The sequence below is a fragment of the Acidiphilium multivorum AIU301 genome (genome assembly GCF_000202835.1).
GTDB lineage: Bacteria > Pseudomonadota > Alphaproteobacteria > Acetobacterales > Acetobacteraceae > Acidiphilium > Acidiphilium multivorum.
Map to the genome: position 1 here is coordinate 307800 of NC_015186.1, position 14528 is coordinate 322327.

A 14528-nucleotide genomic window follows, 5' to 3' on the forward strand; every position below is an offset into this window, starting at 1 on the left:
AGTGTGCCGGGCGGGGCGCGCGCAATGGCCTGCACTGCCCGCGCGTCATGGACAGCGGCGGGAGCGGTTGCTACACGCGCCACGGATCGTCCGGTCCACCTCCTTCGACATCGGGGCCGCCCGTTCCGGCCGCAGGGATCCGTCACATGAAGATCGTCGCGTGTAACTCGAATCTGCCGCTTGCGGACGCCGTCAGCAAGGCGCTGCATCTGCCGCTGACCAACGCCATCATCCGCCGCTTCGCCGACATGGAGATCCATGTCGAGATCCAGGAAAACGTCCGCGGCGAGGATGTGTTCGTCATCCAGTCCACCTGCTTTCCGGCGAACGACAACCTGATGGAGTTGCTGATCACGCTCGATGCGCTGCGGCGCAGCTCGGCGCGGCGGGTGACCGCGGTGATCCCGTATTTCGGCTACGCAAGGCAGGACCGCAAGACCAACCCGCGCACGCCGATTTCGGCTAAGCTGGTCGCCAACATCATCACCGAGGCGGGCGCCAACCGGGTGCTCACGCTCGACCTGCATGCCGGGCAGATCCAGGGTTTCTTCGACATTCCGGTGGACAATCTCTACGGCGCGCCGCTCTTCGCGCGCGACATCCAGGACCGTTTCGCCGGGCGCGACATCATGGTGGTGTCGCCGGATGCCGGCGGCGTCGCCCGCGCCCGTGCCACGGCGAGCCGCCTTGCCTGCGACTTCGCGATCATCGACAAGCGCCGCCCGCGCGCCGGCGTTTCGGAAGTGATGAACGTGATCGGCGATGTCGAGGGACGGCACTGCATCATGATCGACGATATCGTGGATTCCGGCGGCTCGCTCTGCAACGCGGCCGAGGCGCTGATCCGCCACGGCGCGGCTTCGGCCTCGGCCTATGTCAGCCACGGCGTGCTGTCCGGCCAGGCGCTGGAACGCATCGGCGCCAGCCCGATCGAGACGCTGACCATCACCGACAGCATCCATCTCGATCCCGCACGCAATCCGCCGTCGAATCTGCAGGTGCTGACCATCGCCCCCTTGCTTGCCGAGGCGATGCGCCGCATCTCGGATGAAACCTCGGTCAGCTCGCTGTTCGACTGACCGGCCGCGAAAACGGGAGGAAACGGAATGAAACTGTTCTATGCGCCAGGCGCCTGCTCGCTCGGCATCCATGTCCTGATCGAGGAACTCGGCCTGCCGCATGAAGGCGTGCTGGTGAACCTGCGCGACGGGCAGCAGTTCAGCGACGACTACAAGGCGATCAATCCGAAGGCCAAGGTGCCGGCAATCGTGCTCGACGACGGCACGGTGCTGACCGAGTGGATCGCCATCGCGAACTACCTGGCCGCGACCAACCCGGCGGCCCAGCTGGTGCCGTCCTCCCCGGTCGAGGCCGCGCGCTGCAACGAACTCGTCGCCTACATCAACGGCTGGATGCATCCGCAGGGGTTCGCCCGCATCTTCCGCCCCGAGCGTTTCGCGCCGAATCCCGAGGACAAGGAGGCCGTCCGCGAGCAGGGGCGGAAGATCTTCGCCGAAGGATTCGACCTGATCGAGCCGGTGCTGGCCGATGGGCGGGAGTGGCTGCTCGGCGCGTTCTCGATCGCCGATGCGGCGCTGTTCTACGTCTCCTTCTGGGCGGAAGGCCGGCAGACGATCCCGCTGCCGCCGAATGTCTCGGCGCATTATGCGCGGATGAAGGCGCGCCCGGCGGTGGCGCGGGCGATGGAGCAGGAGCGGCTGTCCTGATGACGCTGCCGCGCGCCCCGTTCTGGTTCCTCCGCCACGGCCAGACCGACTACAACGCGCAGGGCCTGTCGCAGGGGGCGATCGACATTCCGCTGAACGAGACCGGCCGCGCGCAGGCCCGCGCCGCGGCGCCGCTGCTGCTCGGGCGCGGGATCGTCGGCATCGTCGCCTCGCCAATGCAGCGCGCGCGCGAGACAGCCGAAATCGTCAACGAGACCCTCGGCCTGCCGCTCGCCTTCGAACCGGACCTGCGCGAGGTGGTGTTCGGCGGCATGGAGGGCCAGCCGCTCGAACCCTGGTTCGGCGACTGGATCGAGGGACGGCTGACGCCGCCCGGCGCCGAAAGCTTCGCCGACATCACTGCCCGCGCCGGCACCGCGCTGCGCAGCATCCTGGCGAGGCCGGGGCCGCTGCTGCTGGTCTCGCACGGCGCCTTCTTCCGCGCGGTGCGCGGCCTGCTCGGCGTGAGTCTGGAAGGCCGCACCGCTAATGCAGCCCCCATCCTCTGCGCGCCGGACGGCGAGGGGTGGCGGACGGCGATGGCCGCCGAACTCGACGAGGCGGTGGCGCCGGGCGCAATGTAGATTGTCTTCATCCGGCCAGGCCGGATCGCCTGTGGGGGAACGTAACATGGAAATGGGCTTTTTCGCGCCGAGGCACATGGATATCGGCGGCGGGGCGGCGGCGCGGATTGCGGTCCTGCTCGGCCGCTTCGGCCTGTCGCGGCCGCTGATCGTCACCGATCCGGTCATGGTGAAACTCGGCCTGGTCCGCCGCATCACCGATCCGCTGGAAGCGGCCGGGATCGTCTGCACGATCTTCAGCGACACCGTGCCCGAGCCGGTCGATACCGTGGTGGAAGCCGGCGTCGCCATCGCCAGGGGCGGCGCGTTCGACTGCCTGATCGGCTTCGGCGGCGGCTCGCCGATCGACACGGCGAAGGCGATCAACATCCTGCTCGCGGCGGCGCCAAGTGCGCGCATGCGCGACTTCAAGGTGCCCGTCGCCGCCGATACGGCGGCGCTGCCGCTGATCGCGGTGCCGACGACCGCCGGCACCGGCTCGGAAGCGACCCGCTTTACCGTGATCACCGATACCGAAACCGACGAGAAGATGCTGATCGCCGGGCTCGGGGCGCTGCCGCTGGCGGCGGTGGTCGATTACGAGCTGACCATGAGCGTGCCGCCGCGCACCACCGCCGATACCGGGATCGATGCCTTCACCCATGCGCTGGAGGCCTATGTCTCGCGGCGGGCGAACCCGGTGTCCGACGCCTATGCGCGCAGCGCGATGAGGCTGATCGGCGCCAACCTGCGCAAGGTCTGGCAGACGCCGCAGGATCGCGACGCGCGCGAGGCGATGATGCTCGGCGCGACCCTCGCGGGACTCGCCTTCTCGAACGCCTCGGTGGCGCTGGTGCATGGCATGTCGCGGCCGATCGGCGCGCATTTCCATGTGCCGCATGGCATGTCGAACGCGATGCTGCTGCCGGCGGTGACGCGCTTTTCGCTCAATGCCGCGCTGCCGCGCTACGCCGAATCCGCCCGCCTCGCCGGCTTCGCCCGCGCCGATGACGCCGACCAGCTGGCCGGCGCCAGGCTGATCGAGGCGTTGGAGGCGATCAATGCCGAGCTCGAGGTGCCCACACCGCAGGGTTTCGGCGTGGCCCGCGCCGACTGGGATGCGCTGCTGCCCAAAATGGCGGAACAGGCGCTGGCCTCCGGCAGCCCCGGCAACAATCCGGCGGTGCCGGACGCTGCCGAGATCGTGAAGATCTACGAGGAGATCTTTTGACGTCGCGTCCCTGACGCGCTTTTGGCGTCGCGTCCCTGAAGCGCTTCTGGATTCGCGTTCCGGCCCCGCGCTCAGGCGAGTGCGAGGTCGGCCGCGAGTTCGAGCAGGGCGAGGTCGCGTCCCGGCCCGGCGATGAGCGACAGGCCGACCGGCGCCCCGTTCACCTTGCCGACCGGAATGGTGAGTTCCGGCAGGCCGGCGAAGGCGGCGATGATGCCGACGCGCAGCGTTCGCGTGCGGACGTCTTCATAGACCGCCTGCTCCGCCGCAACCGGCGGGGCCGGGCAGGGCGAGGTCGGAATCACCAGCACCGCGCCGCCGGCCAGCAGCGCGTGCATCCGCGCCGTGTGCGCGCGGCGCGCCACGCGTCCCTCGGCAGCGGCTTCGGCGGTGAAGCCGCGCGTCGCCGCGATCCGGCCCGCGGTGACGGGGTCGAGCAGCGGCTTGACCGTCTCGATGAAGCCGCCCAGCGTCAGCCACGTCTCGCGCCCGCGCACGGCGTTCTGCCAGGCCAGCATCCGGTCGAGCCCTTCCGGCACCGGGTCGGCCTCGCCCATCGGGCCCAGCCTGGCGAGCGCGGGTTCGAGGGCAGCGACGACGTCGGGATCGGCATTGGCGAAGGCTGCGGGAATCATGAGAAACTGGGCCGCGAGCGGCGGTGCTGGCGGCAAAAGCGCCTCGCCGACGCGAAGCATGGTCTCCGCATCGCGGGTGAACCAGCCAGGCGTGTCGAAGCTCGGGGCCAGCGGCGCCGCCCCGGCCAGGCTGAGCAGCCCCTGAGTCGGGCGCAACCCGTAGAGCCCGCAATAGCTGGCCGGAATCCGCACCGAGCCGCCGGTATCCGAGCCGACGCCGACATGGGCGCGGCCGGACGCGACCATCGCCACCGAGCCGCTCGACGAGCCGCCCGGCAGCCGGTCCGGCGCCGCCGGGTTGAGCGGCGTGCCGTAATGGGTGTTGCGCCCCTCCAGGCCGAAGGCGAGTTCGACCGTCGTTGTCTTGCCGGTGACGCGGGCGCCGGCCTCGAGAAGCTGTGAGACGATCCAGGCATGCGAGAGGGCGGGGCCGAAATGCCGCCCCCAGTCGGGGTTGCCGAAGGCGGTCACTTCGCCCGCGATGTCGAACAGGTCCTTGACGACCACGTCGAGTCCCGCAAGCGGGCCGTGCGGATTGCCCCGGATGTCGAGCGATTTGATCAGGCCGAGATCGGGAGCTTCGGAGAGGGGATGGCGCGTTTCCATGGCGAAAGGGTAACAGAGTTCGGCGCCGGGTTGAACCGGCTTCCGGCAGGGTTAAAATCGACTGGCCGGCACCGATATCTCCGGCAGAGGACAAGGACGAGGGTCGATGAACGCCACTGCCATCACTGCGGATGCCGCGACGATCGAGGCCGCCGACAAGGCCGCCCGCCACTGGGTCAGCCCCGATCCCGGACCACTGAAACCGGGCTCGGAAGCACACAAGCGCGCCGTCTGCGCGATGTTCCACGAAACCTTCAACCCTTACAAACCCTCGGTCATCGAGTGGCCGAAGCTCGACCCCGAAACCCTGCATAAGATCACCTCGCTGCCGATCTGGGACATCGCGGTGCAGACCGAGGGCAAGGCGCGGCTGCGGATGGCGGCCTATGCGCGGATCATCGCCGATCCGGACATGAGCAAGACGATCGAGCTGAACGGCTGGGAGGAGAACCGGCACAAGGAGGTGCTCTCCAAGCTGGTCGAGGCCTATGACATTCCGCTCGAACCGGAGCCGGAATACCGCCAGCCGAAGGATCCCGAATGGGCCTATCTGGTCACCGGCTATTCCGAGTGCGTCGACAGTTTCTTCGCCTTCGGCCTGTTCGAATTGGCGAAGCGGTCCGGCTTCTTCCCGGCCGAACTGGTCGAGACCTTCGAGCCGGTGATGCAGGAGGAGTGCCGGCACATCCTGCTCTTCGCCAACTGGGTCGCCTGGCACCGCGCGAGGCTGCCGCTGCACCGGCGGATCTGGTTCGAACTCCGCGTCGCGGCGGTATGGGCGTTCCTCGGCTGGGAGCGAATCGGCATCGCCCGCGGCATGGACGACGGGGGCAAGGACAAACCCAAGGCGCAGGACAACAATTTCACCGTGACCGGCAGCAAGTCGGTCAGCGCCGAAGACATCTCGGTGCCGGAACTGATGCGCATCTGCCTCGAGGAGAACGACCGGCGCTTCGCCGGCTACGACCGCCGGCTGCTGCGGCCGACGACGATGCCGACCCTGGTGCGGATCGCGCTGAAATTCATGCCGAAACCGCGCCAGAAGGCGGCGGCGTGAGCGGCGGCGGCACGGCCGGCGGCAACGAACGGCAGATCGCCTACTGGAACGAGGTCGCGGGGCCGAAGTGGATCCGCGTCCAGGCGGCGATGGAATCGAGGCTGACGGCGGTCGAGGACCGCCTGCTGGAGCGGGCTGCGCCCCGCGCTGGCGAGCGGGTGCTGGAGGTCGGCTGCGGCACGGGGACGACCACCGCGCGGCTCGCCGGGCTGGTCGGTGAGGGCGGGCATGTCACCGCCGTCGATGTTTCCCGCCCGATGCTTGAGGCGGCGCGCGCCCGGCTTGCCGGCCTGGCGCAAGTGACGCTGATGGAGGCGGATGCCGCCTTCGCGACCTTCGCAGCGCCGTTCGACCTCGTCACCTCCCGCTTCGGCGTGATGTTCTTCGAGGATCCGGCGGCCGCCTTCGCCAATCTGCGCGCCTCACTCGTTCCGGGCGGCCGCCTCGTCTGCGCCGCCTGGGGGCCGATCGCCGACAATCCGCATTGGTCGGTGCCGCTTGAGATCACCGTGGCACGGCTCGGCCCACCAAAGCCGCGCCGGCCGCACGCGCCGGGCCCCCTGGCCTTTGCCGACCGCGACCATGCACGGACGGTGCTGACGCAGGCGGGCTTTGCCGAGATCGCCATCGAGCCCGAGCGGGTCATGCTGTCCGGGCGGTCACTCGACGACGAGGCCGAAATGGCGGGGACGATGGGCCCGGCCGGCGCGCTGATCGACGAGAAGGAGGCCGATGCCCAAACGCGCGCGGCGCTGCGGGTGGCCTTCCGCGAAGCTCTCCCCGGCTATGCCGACGCCGATGCCCGGCTGCCGGCGACGATCCACATGATCACGGCGCGCAACCCGGCCTGATCCGGCTGGTCACTGCAGCGCCGCCTCGGCGTGGCGGACCGCCGCAAGCGGGGCGGCGGCGCGGCCAACGACACGCCCGCCGATCAGGGCGAGCCAGTCGCCATCGGCGGGCGGGCGCGGCAACAGGCGGATCAGCCGCGCCTCGTCATCCAGCGCCACGGCATGAAACCGGCCACGCGCGGTCGTCATCGGACCATCCAAATGAATGACGCGGGCAACAGCATTGCCCGCGTCATCAAGTCCCAGCCATTCACGGGCGCGCGCGCCGGTCTCGGTCAGCAAGCTGTCGCGGCCGCGCACCCAGCGAAGCCGCATCGCATCAGCTCCGCCAGGCCGGCGGGCGCCACGCCATCAGGCACTCTTGGTCATGATCTCGTCGGCGATGTTGCGCGGCACGGGATCGTAATGGTGGAACTGCATGGTGAAGGAGGCGCGGCCCTTGGTCATCGAACGCAGGTTCGAGATGTAGCCGAACATTTCCTTCAGCGGCACCTGGGCGCGGACGATCACGGTCGAACCCGAGCTTTCCTGGTTCTGGATCATGCCGCGCCGGCGGTTGAGGTCGCCCACCACATCGCCGACGTGGTCCTGCGGCGTGGTGATCTCCACATCCATGATCGGCTCGAGGATGACCGGGCCGGCCTTCTTCATGCCCTCGCGGAAGCACGCCTTGGCGGCGATTTCGAAGGCCAGCGCGGAGGAGTCGACGTCATGGTACTTGCCGTCGACCAGCGTGTACTTGAAGTCCACCGTCGGGAAGCCGGCGAGCACGCCTGTATCGGCCTGCACCTTGATGCCCTTTTCCACCGCCGGGATGTATTCCTTCGGCACGGCGCCGCCGACCACCTTGTTCTCGAACAGGATGCCCTCGTTGCGCTCCTGCGGCTCGAAGATGATCTTGACCTCGGCGAACTGGCCCGAGCCACCCGACTGCTTCTTGTGGGTGTAGGTCTCGGTGTGTTCGCGGGTGATCGTCTCGCGATAGGCCACCTGCGGCGCGCCGACATTGGCCTCGACGCCATATTCGCGCCGCAACCGGTCGATGATGATGTCGAGGTGCAGCTCGCCCATGCCGGAGAGGATGGTCTGGCCGGTTTCCTGGTCCGTCTTGAGGCGGAGCGAGGGGTCCTCGCCGGCGAGCTTCTGCAGCGCCAGCGTCATCTTCTCGACGGCTTCCTTGGTCTTCGGCTCGACCGAGATGTCGATGACCGGCACCGGGAAGGCCATGCGCTCCAGCACCACCGGGTCGTCCGACGAGGCCAGCGTGTCACCCGTGCCGGTGTCCTTCAGGCCAACGAACGCGGCGATGTCGCCGGCGTGGACTTCCTTGACCTCCTCACGCTTGTCGGCGTGCATCTGGAACATGCGGCCGACGCGTTCCTTGTGGCCCTTGGTCGTGTTGAGCACCGTGTCGCCCGAGCGCAGCGTACCGGCATAGACGCGCACGAAGGTGAGCGTGCCGTATTTGTCGTTGATGATCTTGAAGGCGAGGCCGGCGAAGGGCGCGTCGGGGTTGGCCGGGATCACGCGGCGGTTGGCCGAGGGGTCTTCCTCCTCGCCTTCCGGCGGGGCGACCTTGATGCCTTCGATGTCGACCGGGCTCGGCAGATAGTCGAGCACGGCGTCGAGCAGCGGCTGAACGCCCTTGTTCTTGAAGGCGGTGCCGCACAGCACCGGGCGGAACGCGCCGGAGATCGTACCGGTCTTGATCGCGCGCTTCAGCGTCTCGGTCGCGACGTCGCCCTTCTCGAAATATTCCTCCATGCCCGCATCGTCGACCGACAGAGCGGTGTCGAGCAGGTTCTGGCGGTATTCCTTGGCCTTCTCCAGCATATCGGCCGGGATTTCCTCATCGTGGAACTTCGCGCCGAGTTCGCCGCCTTCCCACACGATGGCCTTCATCTCGACCAGGTCGACCACGCCGACGAACTGGTCCTCGATGCCGATCGGCAGCTGCAGCGGCAGCGCCACGATGTCGAGCTTCTCCTTCAGCGTGTCGAACGCGCGGTAGAAGTCGGCGCCGGTGCGGTCGAGCTTGTTGATGAAGATGATGCGGGGAACGTTGTAGCGGTCCGCCAGGCGCCAGTTGGTCTCGGACTGCGGCTGCACGCCGGCCACGCCCTCGATGATGAACACAGCGCCATCGAGCACGCGCAGCGAGCGGTTCACCTCGATGTTGAAGTCGATGTGGCCCGGCGTGTCGATGATGTTGATGCGATGGTCTTTCCACTCGCAGGTAACGGCGGCGGAGGTGATGGTGATGCCGCGCTCGCGCTCCTGCTCCATGTAGTCGGTCGTCGTGTTGCCGTCATGCACCTCGCCAATCTTGTGCGACACGCCCGTGTAATACAGGATACGTTCCGTGGTCGTGGTCTTGCCCGCGTCGATATGCGCGGTGATGCCGATATTCCGGATCTTGGCGAGCGAGGTGCCGGACATGCAGTCTCTCCAGGGTGGGCTGTGCAGGGTTCAGCGAACAGCGATTACAACGAAAAACGGGCGCGACCGCCGGTGAGTGTCCCGGCAATCCACCCGATTACGACCGGCTTTCGACCAATCTTCGCCCGCATAATGGCAAGGCGGGCCGCATTTTGCAACCCGGCGGCGGTTTTTCCTTTCGCACGGGGCGAATTCGCGCTAGCCATTCGCCATGGGACAACCTGCCGCACGCCTGACCGACATGCATGTCTGCCCGATGGTGGACGTGCTTGTGCCCCATGTCGGCGGGCCGATCATCGGCCCCGGCGCGCCCACCGTGCTGATCGGCGGCATGCCGGCCGCGCGGGTGGGCGACATGGCGGTTTGCGTGGGCCCCCCCGACTCGGTGGTCGTCGGCGCGTTCACCGTGTTGATCGGCGGCCAGCCCGCGGCGCGGATGGGCGATTCCACCGCGCACGGCGGCACCATCATTCTCGGCATGCCGACAGTCCTGATCGGCTGAAAGGCGCCGCGCCCGTCAGGGCGCGGCCTGTATCGGAGCGTCGCCGTCAGAGCGCGGCTTTCAGCTTCCTCATCATCCTTGTGACGAATCCGGCCGGCGGGTCGTCCGCGAGGGCGACGGCGGGAACGGTCGCCAGGGTCTTGCCGCCGGCGCTGACGGTGATCGTGCCGACCGTCTGCCCGCGATGTACGCCGGCTGCCGGCGGCGGGTCCAGCGCCACGGAGGTCTTCAGGGTCTTCGCGGCAAGTGCCGGGATCGTCATCGTGATGCTGTGCGCCGGGCCGACCGCCACCGCGGTCGTGCGGTAGAGCGGCGCCTTCAGCGTGCCCGCCGGCTTGCCGGCAACCGCGACCTTGGCATTGGCGTAGAACTGGTAGCCGTAATCGAGCAGGGCCTCGATATCGTGCGTGCTGACGGTCCAGCTTGGCCCGCCGAGCACCACGGCGATGAGGCGGCGGCCGTTGCGCAGGGCTGTGGCGTCGATGCAGTGCCCGGCTTCCTTGGTGCGGCCGGTCTTAAGCCCATCCACCGTCGGGTCGTGGAACAGCACCGGGTTCCAGCTTCGCTGGCGGATCTTGTCGAAGGTGAAGTGCTTCTTGACCGAAATCTTCAGGAACTGCGGATAGGTACGGACGATGTCGCGCGACAGTTTTGCAACATCCATCGCCGTGGTGCGCAGGTCCGGGTTCGGCAGGCCGTCCACGTTCGTGTAGTGGGTCGACTTCAGACCAAGCGCCTTGGCTTCATGGTTCATCAGCCCGACGAAGCCGCTCCGGCTGCCGGCCACCGCCTGGGCGAGCGCCACGGCCGCATCGTTGCCCGAGTCGATGATCAGCCCGTGCAGCAACTGGTCCACCGTGACCGTCATGCCCGGCGAGATGAACATGCGCGAGCCGCCGGTATGCCAGGCGGAGACGCTGACCGGCACGGTCTGGTCCATCTTCAGCGAACCGTGCGCGACAGCCTGGTAGGTCAGATAGGCGGTCATCAGCTTGGTCAGGCTGGCCGGTGGCCAGGGCTGGTCCGGCGCCTTGGCGGCGATCACCGCGCCGGTATCGGCGTCCATCAGCACATAGGAAGCCTGCTGCGGCAGGGTCGGCGGCATCGGCACGCCGGGAATGGCGAGGGGCGCCACTGGCGCTGGTCCCGCGTCCTGCGGCGCGGTCGTCGCCGCGGTTGCGTGTGCCGCGCCCTTGCCCGGCGCGGGCGTGCGCCCGGCGGCGTAGGACGTAGCGGTGAACAGGGCGAGGGTGAGAAGTGAAAGGCGGCGCTTCATGGTGGCGGAAGTCCGGACTGTTGGCATGGCGAGAGGCATACAATCGCCCCCGTGCCGTGGCAAATCGCGAGGCCGTGCGTCGCGTTCACGGTGGTGTTTCGCCGCACTTCCTTGACTTCGCGCCCCCCGCACGGTTTGAAGCGGGCAGACAATATCAGAACGGGCGGACATGGCGCAGACGAAGGACTCGGTAGCAGGCTCGATCAGGGAATGGGTTGTCACTCTCGTCTATGTCGTGGTGATCGCCGTCTTCATCCGCTCATTCCTGTTCGAACCGTTCTTCATTCCCTCGGGCAGCCTGACGCCGACGCTGCTGCCCGGCGATTTCGTACTCGTGACCAAGTGGAACTATGGCTATTCGCGCTGGTCGTTCCCCTTCGGCGAGCCGGATTTCAAGGGGCGGATCTTCGGCTCGCTGCCGAAACAGGGGCAGATCGCGGTGTTCGCGCTGCCGCGCGACCCGTCGATCGACTATATCAAAAGGGTAATCGGCGAACCCGGCGACACGGTCCAGGTGACCGACGGCCAGCTCTACATCAACGGGCGCGAGGTGCCCCGCACCCCGGCCGGCACCTATGTCGAGACGCCACTCGACTCGGGGGAGGGCGTGCCCATCAAGGTGCGCCTCTACCGCGAGCACCTGCCGGACGGCGTGACCCATCTGATCGCCAAGGCGACGAATCAGGGGTTCGCCAATAACACGCCCGTCTATCACGTCCCGCCCGACCACCTGTTCATGATGGGCGACAACCGCGATTTCTCCGAGGACTCGCGCTATCTCGATGCCGTCGGCTACGTGCCGCTGGCGAATTTCGTCGGTCGGGCGCGGATCATATGGTTCTCCATCCGGCTCGATCATCCGTGGTGGGAATTCTGGTACTGGCCGGTCGATATCCGCTGGGACCGGCTGTTCACGGTCATCCATTGAGCGAGGCGGCGGAAGCGCTGCTCGGGCATCGCTTCGCGCGACCTGACCTGCTCGCCCAGGCCCTGACCCATCGCTCCGCGGTCGGGCAGGGTGGTCTCGGGTCGAACGAACGGCTGGAATTCATCGGCGACCGCGTGCTGGGCCTGCTGATCGCCGAATGGCTGATCGAGCGCTTCCCGCATGAGCGCGAGGGCGGGCTGGGGCCGCGGCTGGCGCATCTCGTCTCCCGCCAGTCGCTGGCGGAAATCGCCGAGCATGGCGGGATTGCCGGGCTGCTGTCGGTCTCGCCGGGGGAGAGCCGGCGCGGAGTGCGCAACCGCGCGACCGTGCTGGCCGATGCGCTGGAAGCGCTGATCGGCGCGCTCTATCTCGATGGCGGGCTGGAGCCGGCGCGGCTGTTCATCCGCCGCATCTTCGCGCCCCGGATCGACGGCCAGCCGAGCGCCCCGCCCAAGGACCCGAAGACCGCGCTACAGGAATATGCTCTGGCGCGCGGGCCGGTTCTGCCGGCCTATGAGCTGGTGGAGCGGACCGGCCCCTCGCACGCGCCGCGCTTTCGCATCCGCGTGACGGTCGCCGGCCGTGCCGCCGAGGGACTTGCCGGAACCAAGCGCGAGGCGGAGCAGAACGCCGCGCGCGACCTGCTGGAGCAGCTGCAATGACGACCCGCTGCGGTTATGTCGCCCTTCTCGGACGGCCGAATGCCGGCAAGTCCACCCTGCTGAACCAGGCGGTCGGCGCCAAGGTGTCGATCGTGACACCCAAGGCGCAGACCACGCGGTTCCGCATTTCCGGCATCGTCATGCGCGGCGGGGACCAGATCGTGCTGGTCGACACGCCAGGCATCTTCGCGCCGAAGCGGCGGCTCGACCGCGCGATGGTCGCGGCGGCGTGGGAGGGCGTTGCCGGCGCCGATCTCGCCTGCCTGATCGTCGATGCCGCGAAGGCGGACCCGGACGATCTCGCCGAGCCGATCGAGGCGCTCGCCGCGACCGGGCGGCCGCGCTGGCTGATCCTCAACAAGATCGACCTGCTGCCGCGCGACAAGCTGCTGCCGCTGGCCGAAACGCTGGCGCGGCAGGGCGGGTTCGCGGAAGTGTTCATGATCAGCGCGCTGAAGCGCGACGGCGTCGATCGCCTGCTCGACGCGCTGGCCGCGGCGATGCCCGAAGGCCCGCATCTCTACCCCGAGGACGAGCTGACCGACCAGACCGAGCGAATGCTCGCCGCCGAGCTGGTGCGCGAGCAGATCTTTCTCCAGCTGCGCGACGAGGTGCCCTACGGCGCCTCCGTCGAGACCGAGAGTTTCAGCGAACGGAAGGACGGATCGGTGCGGATCGACGTTACCGTCTATGTCGCGCGTGCCGGCCACAAGAAGATCGTGCTCGGCGAGGGCGGGGCGCGCATCAAGTCGATCGGTTCGCGGGCGCGGCGGGATCTCGAGCGCCAGCTGGAGCGGCGGGTGCACCTGTTTCTCAACGTCAAGGAACGCCCGGGCTGGGACGAGGAAGCCGCGCGGTTGCGCGCCCTCGGCCTCGACGGTTGAACACCGGCGCCGGGTTGGCCCGGCGCCGGTTCAGAACATCAGGCGGCGAGCCGGCGGCGATGGTGGTCGGCGTTGCCGAACATCGTGTCGATCATGGTCAGCCGCTTGAAATAGTGGCCGGCCTTGTATTCCATCGTCATCGCGATGCCGCCATGCAGCTGGATCGCCTGCTGGCCGACGAAGTGCAGCGCCTTGCCCACCCCGGCCTTGGCCAGCGCCATCGCCTTGCCGCGCGCCTCGGCATCGTCGTCGGCGACCGAGAGGGCGGCGAAGATGGCGAGGCTGCGCGCCTGTTCCAGCGCCACATACATGTCCACCGCGCGGTGCTGCAGCGCCTGGAAGACGGAAATCGCCACCCCGAACTGCTTGCGCTGCTTCATGTAGTCGACGGTCAGGCCGACCAGGGCCTCCATCGCGCCCACCGCCTCGGCGCAGAGGGCGGCGATCGTCTCGTCGCGCGCGCGCTCCAGCACCGCGAGATCGCCGATCTGCCGCGCGGCCGGAACCCGCACGCTGGCGAGCGAGATTTCCGCGCCGCGCAGCAGGTCCTGCATCGGATAGCCGCGGCGGGAGACGCCTTCGGCCTTCGCATCGACCAGGAACAGGCCGATCCCGTCGCGATCGCGCCGGCTGCCGGCAAGGCGGGCGCTGACGATCAGCCAGTCCGCCGTATCGCCGCCGAGGACCACCGACTTCTCGCCTTCGAGGATGAAATGATCGCCGTCGCGCTTCGCGGTAGTGGTCACGTCTTCGAGGTCGTGGCGGGAACTGCGCTCGGTATGGGCGACGGCGACGATCGTCTCGCCGGCGGCAAGTGCGGGAATCACCTCGTCCCTCACGGCCGCGCTTGAGCCGTGGCGCAGGACGGCGCCGGCGAAGACGATCGCGGCGAGATAGGGTTCGAGGGCCAGCGCCTTGCCGATCTCCTCCATGACGATCATGGTCTCGACCGGCCCGCCGCCGAAGCCGCCCTGCGCCTCGTCGAAGGGCAGGGCGAGCAGCCCGGCCTCGGCATATTCGGCCCAGACCGCGCGGTCGAATCCTTCGGGAAGTTTCGCATAGGCCTTGCGCTTTTCGAAATCGGCGTAGCGGCTGGCGAAAAGCTTGCCGACACTGTCGCGCAGCAGGCGCTGTTCTTCGGTAAAATCGAAATCCATTGTCTTGTCC

General features: G+C 68.2%; 15 protein-coding genes. 10 read left to right on the forward strand and 5 right to left on the reverse strand.

All coding sequences use genetic code 11. The features are described 5' to 3' along the window. The first annotated feature begins 146 nt into the window (after positions 1–146). The 4 genes from ACMV_RS01290 to ACMV_RS01305 are packed head-to-tail and all read left to right on the forward strand — an operon-like array spanning position 147 to position 3521. The gene (locus tag ACMV_RS01290; RefSeq protein ID WP_007422151.1) at positions 147–1079 is read left to right on the forward strand and encodes a ribose-phosphate pyrophosphokinase; all 933 of its coding nucleotides are present in this window, start codon (positions 147–149) and stop codon (positions 1077–1079) included. A 27-nt stretch (positions 1080–1106) separates the two neighbouring features. Then, positions 1107–1727 (forward strand): glutathione S-transferase family protein, encoded by a 621-nt coding sequence (locus ACMV_RS01295; RefSeq protein ID WP_007422150.1) that lies wholly within the window; start codon positions 1107–1109, stop codon positions 1725–1727. Further along, entirely contained in the window at positions 1727–2311 is a 585-nt protein-coding gene (locus ACMV_RS01300) for a histidine phosphatase family protein (protein ID WP_007422149.1), read from the forward strand. Before ACMV_RS01295 ends, ACMV_RS01300 begins: the two co-directional genes overlap by 1 nt. 46 nt (positions 2312–2357) lie before the next feature. Next, a complete protein-coding gene (locus ACMV_RS01305; protein ID WP_011941378.1) occupies positions 2358–3521 on the forward strand; it encodes an iron-containing alcohol dehydrogenase in 1164 nt (387 codons plus the stop codon). 71 nt (positions 3522–3592) lie between these two features. Here the strand turns inward: ACMV_RS01305 and ACMV_RS01310 are convergent, their stop codons facing one another. Continuing rightward, complete coding sequence (locus ACMV_RS01310; protein WP_013639271.1) at positions 3593–4762, reverse strand: amidase; 1170 nt, start codon at positions 4760–4762, stop codon at positions 3593–3595. A 106-nt stretch (positions 4763–4868) separates the two neighbouring features. Between ACMV_RS01310 and ACMV_RS01315 the strand changes: the two genes are divergently transcribed. Both ACMV_RS01315 and ACMV_RS01320 read left to right on the forward strand, forming a co-directional pair. Beyond that, positions 4869–5819, forward strand: coding sequence for a hypothetical protein (locus ACMV_RS01315; RefSeq protein WP_007422146.1), 951 nt, complete (start codon positions 4869–4871; stop codon positions 5817–5819). After that, positions 5816–6670, forward strand: a complete 855-nt coding sequence (locus tag ACMV_RS01320; RefSeq protein ID WP_007422145.1) for a class I SAM-dependent methyltransferase — start codon at positions 5816–5818, stop codon at positions 6668–6670. The genes ACMV_RS01315 and ACMV_RS01320 overlap by 4 nt, the downstream gene beginning before the upstream one ends. A gap of 9 nt (positions 6671–6679) precedes the next feature. Here ACMV_RS01320 and ACMV_RS01325 read toward each other — a convergent pair whose 3' ends face one another. Both ACMV_RS01325 and fusA read right to left on the reverse strand, forming a co-directional pair. Further along, positions 6680–6985: a hypothetical protein gene (locus ACMV_RS01325; RefSeq protein WP_013639272.1), complete on the reverse strand. Its 306-nt coding sequence runs from the start codon at positions 6983–6985 to the stop codon at positions 6680–6682. A gap of 36 nt (positions 6986–7021) precedes the next feature. Next, positions 7022–9109 (reverse strand): elongation factor G, encoded by a 2088-nt coding sequence (gene fusA / locus ACMV_RS01330; RefSeq protein WP_007422143.1) that lies wholly within the window; start codon positions 9107–9109, stop codon positions 7022–7024. Between the two features lie 211 nt (positions 9110–9320). Between fusA and ACMV_RS01335 the strand changes: the two genes are divergently transcribed. Beyond that, positions 9321–9611, forward strand: a complete 291-nt coding sequence (locus ACMV_RS01335; protein WP_013639273.1) for a PAAR domain-containing protein — start codon at positions 9321–9323, stop codon at positions 9609–9611. A gap of 46 nt (positions 9612–9657) precedes the next feature. Here ACMV_RS01335 and ACMV_RS01340 read toward each other — a convergent pair whose 3' ends face one another. After that, positions 9658–10887, reverse strand: coding sequence for a D-alanyl-D-alanine carboxypeptidase family protein (locus ACMV_RS01340; protein ID WP_148360930.1), 1230 nt, complete (start codon positions 10885–10887; stop codon positions 9658–9660). 169 nt (positions 10888–11056) lie between these two features. On the opposite strand from ACMV_RS01340, the gene lepB reads away from it, so the two are divergent. From lepB to era, 3 genes are read left to right on the forward strand one after another with little or no spacing between them, the layout of a single operon-like run. Continuing rightward, a complete protein-coding gene (gene lepB, locus ACMV_RS01345) occupies positions 11057–11815 on the forward strand; it encodes a signal peptidase I (protein ID WP_007422140.1) in 759 nt (252 codons plus the stop codon). Further along, complete coding sequence (gene rnc / locus ACMV_RS01350; RefSeq protein WP_013639275.1) at positions 11812–12477, forward strand: ribonuclease III; 666 nt, start codon at positions 11812–11814, stop codon at positions 12475–12477. Before lepB ends, rnc begins: the two co-directional genes overlap by 4 nt. Beyond that, positions 12474–13361, forward strand: coding sequence for a GTPase Era (era, locus tag ACMV_RS01355; protein WP_013639276.1), 888 nt, complete (start codon positions 12474–12476; stop codon positions 13359–13361). The genes rnc and era overlap by 4 nt, the downstream gene beginning before the upstream one ends. A 38-nt stretch (positions 13362–13399) precedes the next feature. Here the strand turns inward: era and ACMV_RS01360 are convergent, their stop codons facing one another. Next, positions 13400–14518: an acyl-CoA dehydrogenase family protein gene (locus ACMV_RS01360; RefSeq protein ID WP_011941385.1), complete on the reverse strand. Its 1119-nt coding sequence runs from the start codon at positions 14516–14518 to the stop codon at positions 13400–13402. Between the last annotated feature and the right edge of the window lie 10 nt (positions 14519–14528).

What these genes read in the sequence shown, in the direction of transcription:
- ACMV_RS01360 (WP_011941385.1), bottom strand. Translation starts at nt 14,518, where the DNA reads ATGGATTTCGATTTTACCGAAGAACAGCGCCTGCTGCGCGACAGTGTC.
- ACMV_RS01325 (WP_013639272.1), bottom strand. Translation starts at nt 6,985, where the DNA reads ATGCGGCTTCGCTGGGTGCGCGGCCGCGACAGCTTGCTGACCGAGACC.
- era (WP_013639276.1), top strand. Translation starts at nt 12,474, where the DNA reads ATGACGACCCGCTGCGGTTATGTCGCCCTTCTCGGACGGCCGAATGCC.
- ACMV_RS01340 (WP_148360930.1), bottom strand. Translation starts at nt 10,887, where the DNA reads ATGAAGCGCCGCCTTTCACTTCTCACCCTCGCCCTGTTCACCGCTACG.
- ACMV_RS01335 (WP_013639273.1), top strand. Translation starts at nt 9,321, where the DNA reads ATGGGACAACCTGCCGCACGCCTGACCGACATGCATGTCTGCCCGATG.
- ACMV_RS01315 (WP_007422146.1), top strand. Translation starts at nt 4,869, where the DNA reads ATGAACGCCACTGCCATCACTGCGGATGCCGCGACGATCGAGGCCGCC.
- ACMV_RS01290 (WP_007422151.1), top strand. Translation starts at nt 147, where the DNA reads ATGAAGATCGTCGCGTGTAACTCGAATCTGCCGCTTGCGGACGCCGTC.
- lepB (WP_007422140.1), top strand. Translation starts at nt 11,057, where the DNA reads ATGGCGCAGACGAAGGACTCGGTAGCAGGCTCGATCAGGGAATGGGTT.
- ACMV_RS01305 (WP_011941378.1), top strand. Translation starts at nt 2,358, where the DNA reads ATGGAAATGGGCTTTTTCGCGCCGAGGCACATGGATATCGGCGGCGGG.
- ACMV_RS01295 (WP_007422150.1), top strand. Translation starts at nt 1,107, where the DNA reads ATGAAACTGTTCTATGCGCCAGGCGCCTGCTCGCTCGGCATCCATGTC.
- ACMV_RS01310 (WP_013639271.1), bottom strand. Translation starts at nt 4,762, where the DNA reads ATGGAAACGCGCCATCCCCTCTCCGAAGCTCCCGATCTCGGCCTGATC.
- ACMV_RS01300 (WP_007422149.1), top strand. Translation starts at nt 1,727, where the DNA reads ATGACGCTGCCGCGCGCCCCGTTCTGGTTCCTCCGCCACGGCCAGACC.
- fusA (WP_007422143.1), bottom strand. Translation starts at nt 9,109, where the DNA reads ATGTCCGGCACCTCGCTCGCCAAGATCCGGAATATCGGCATCACCGCG.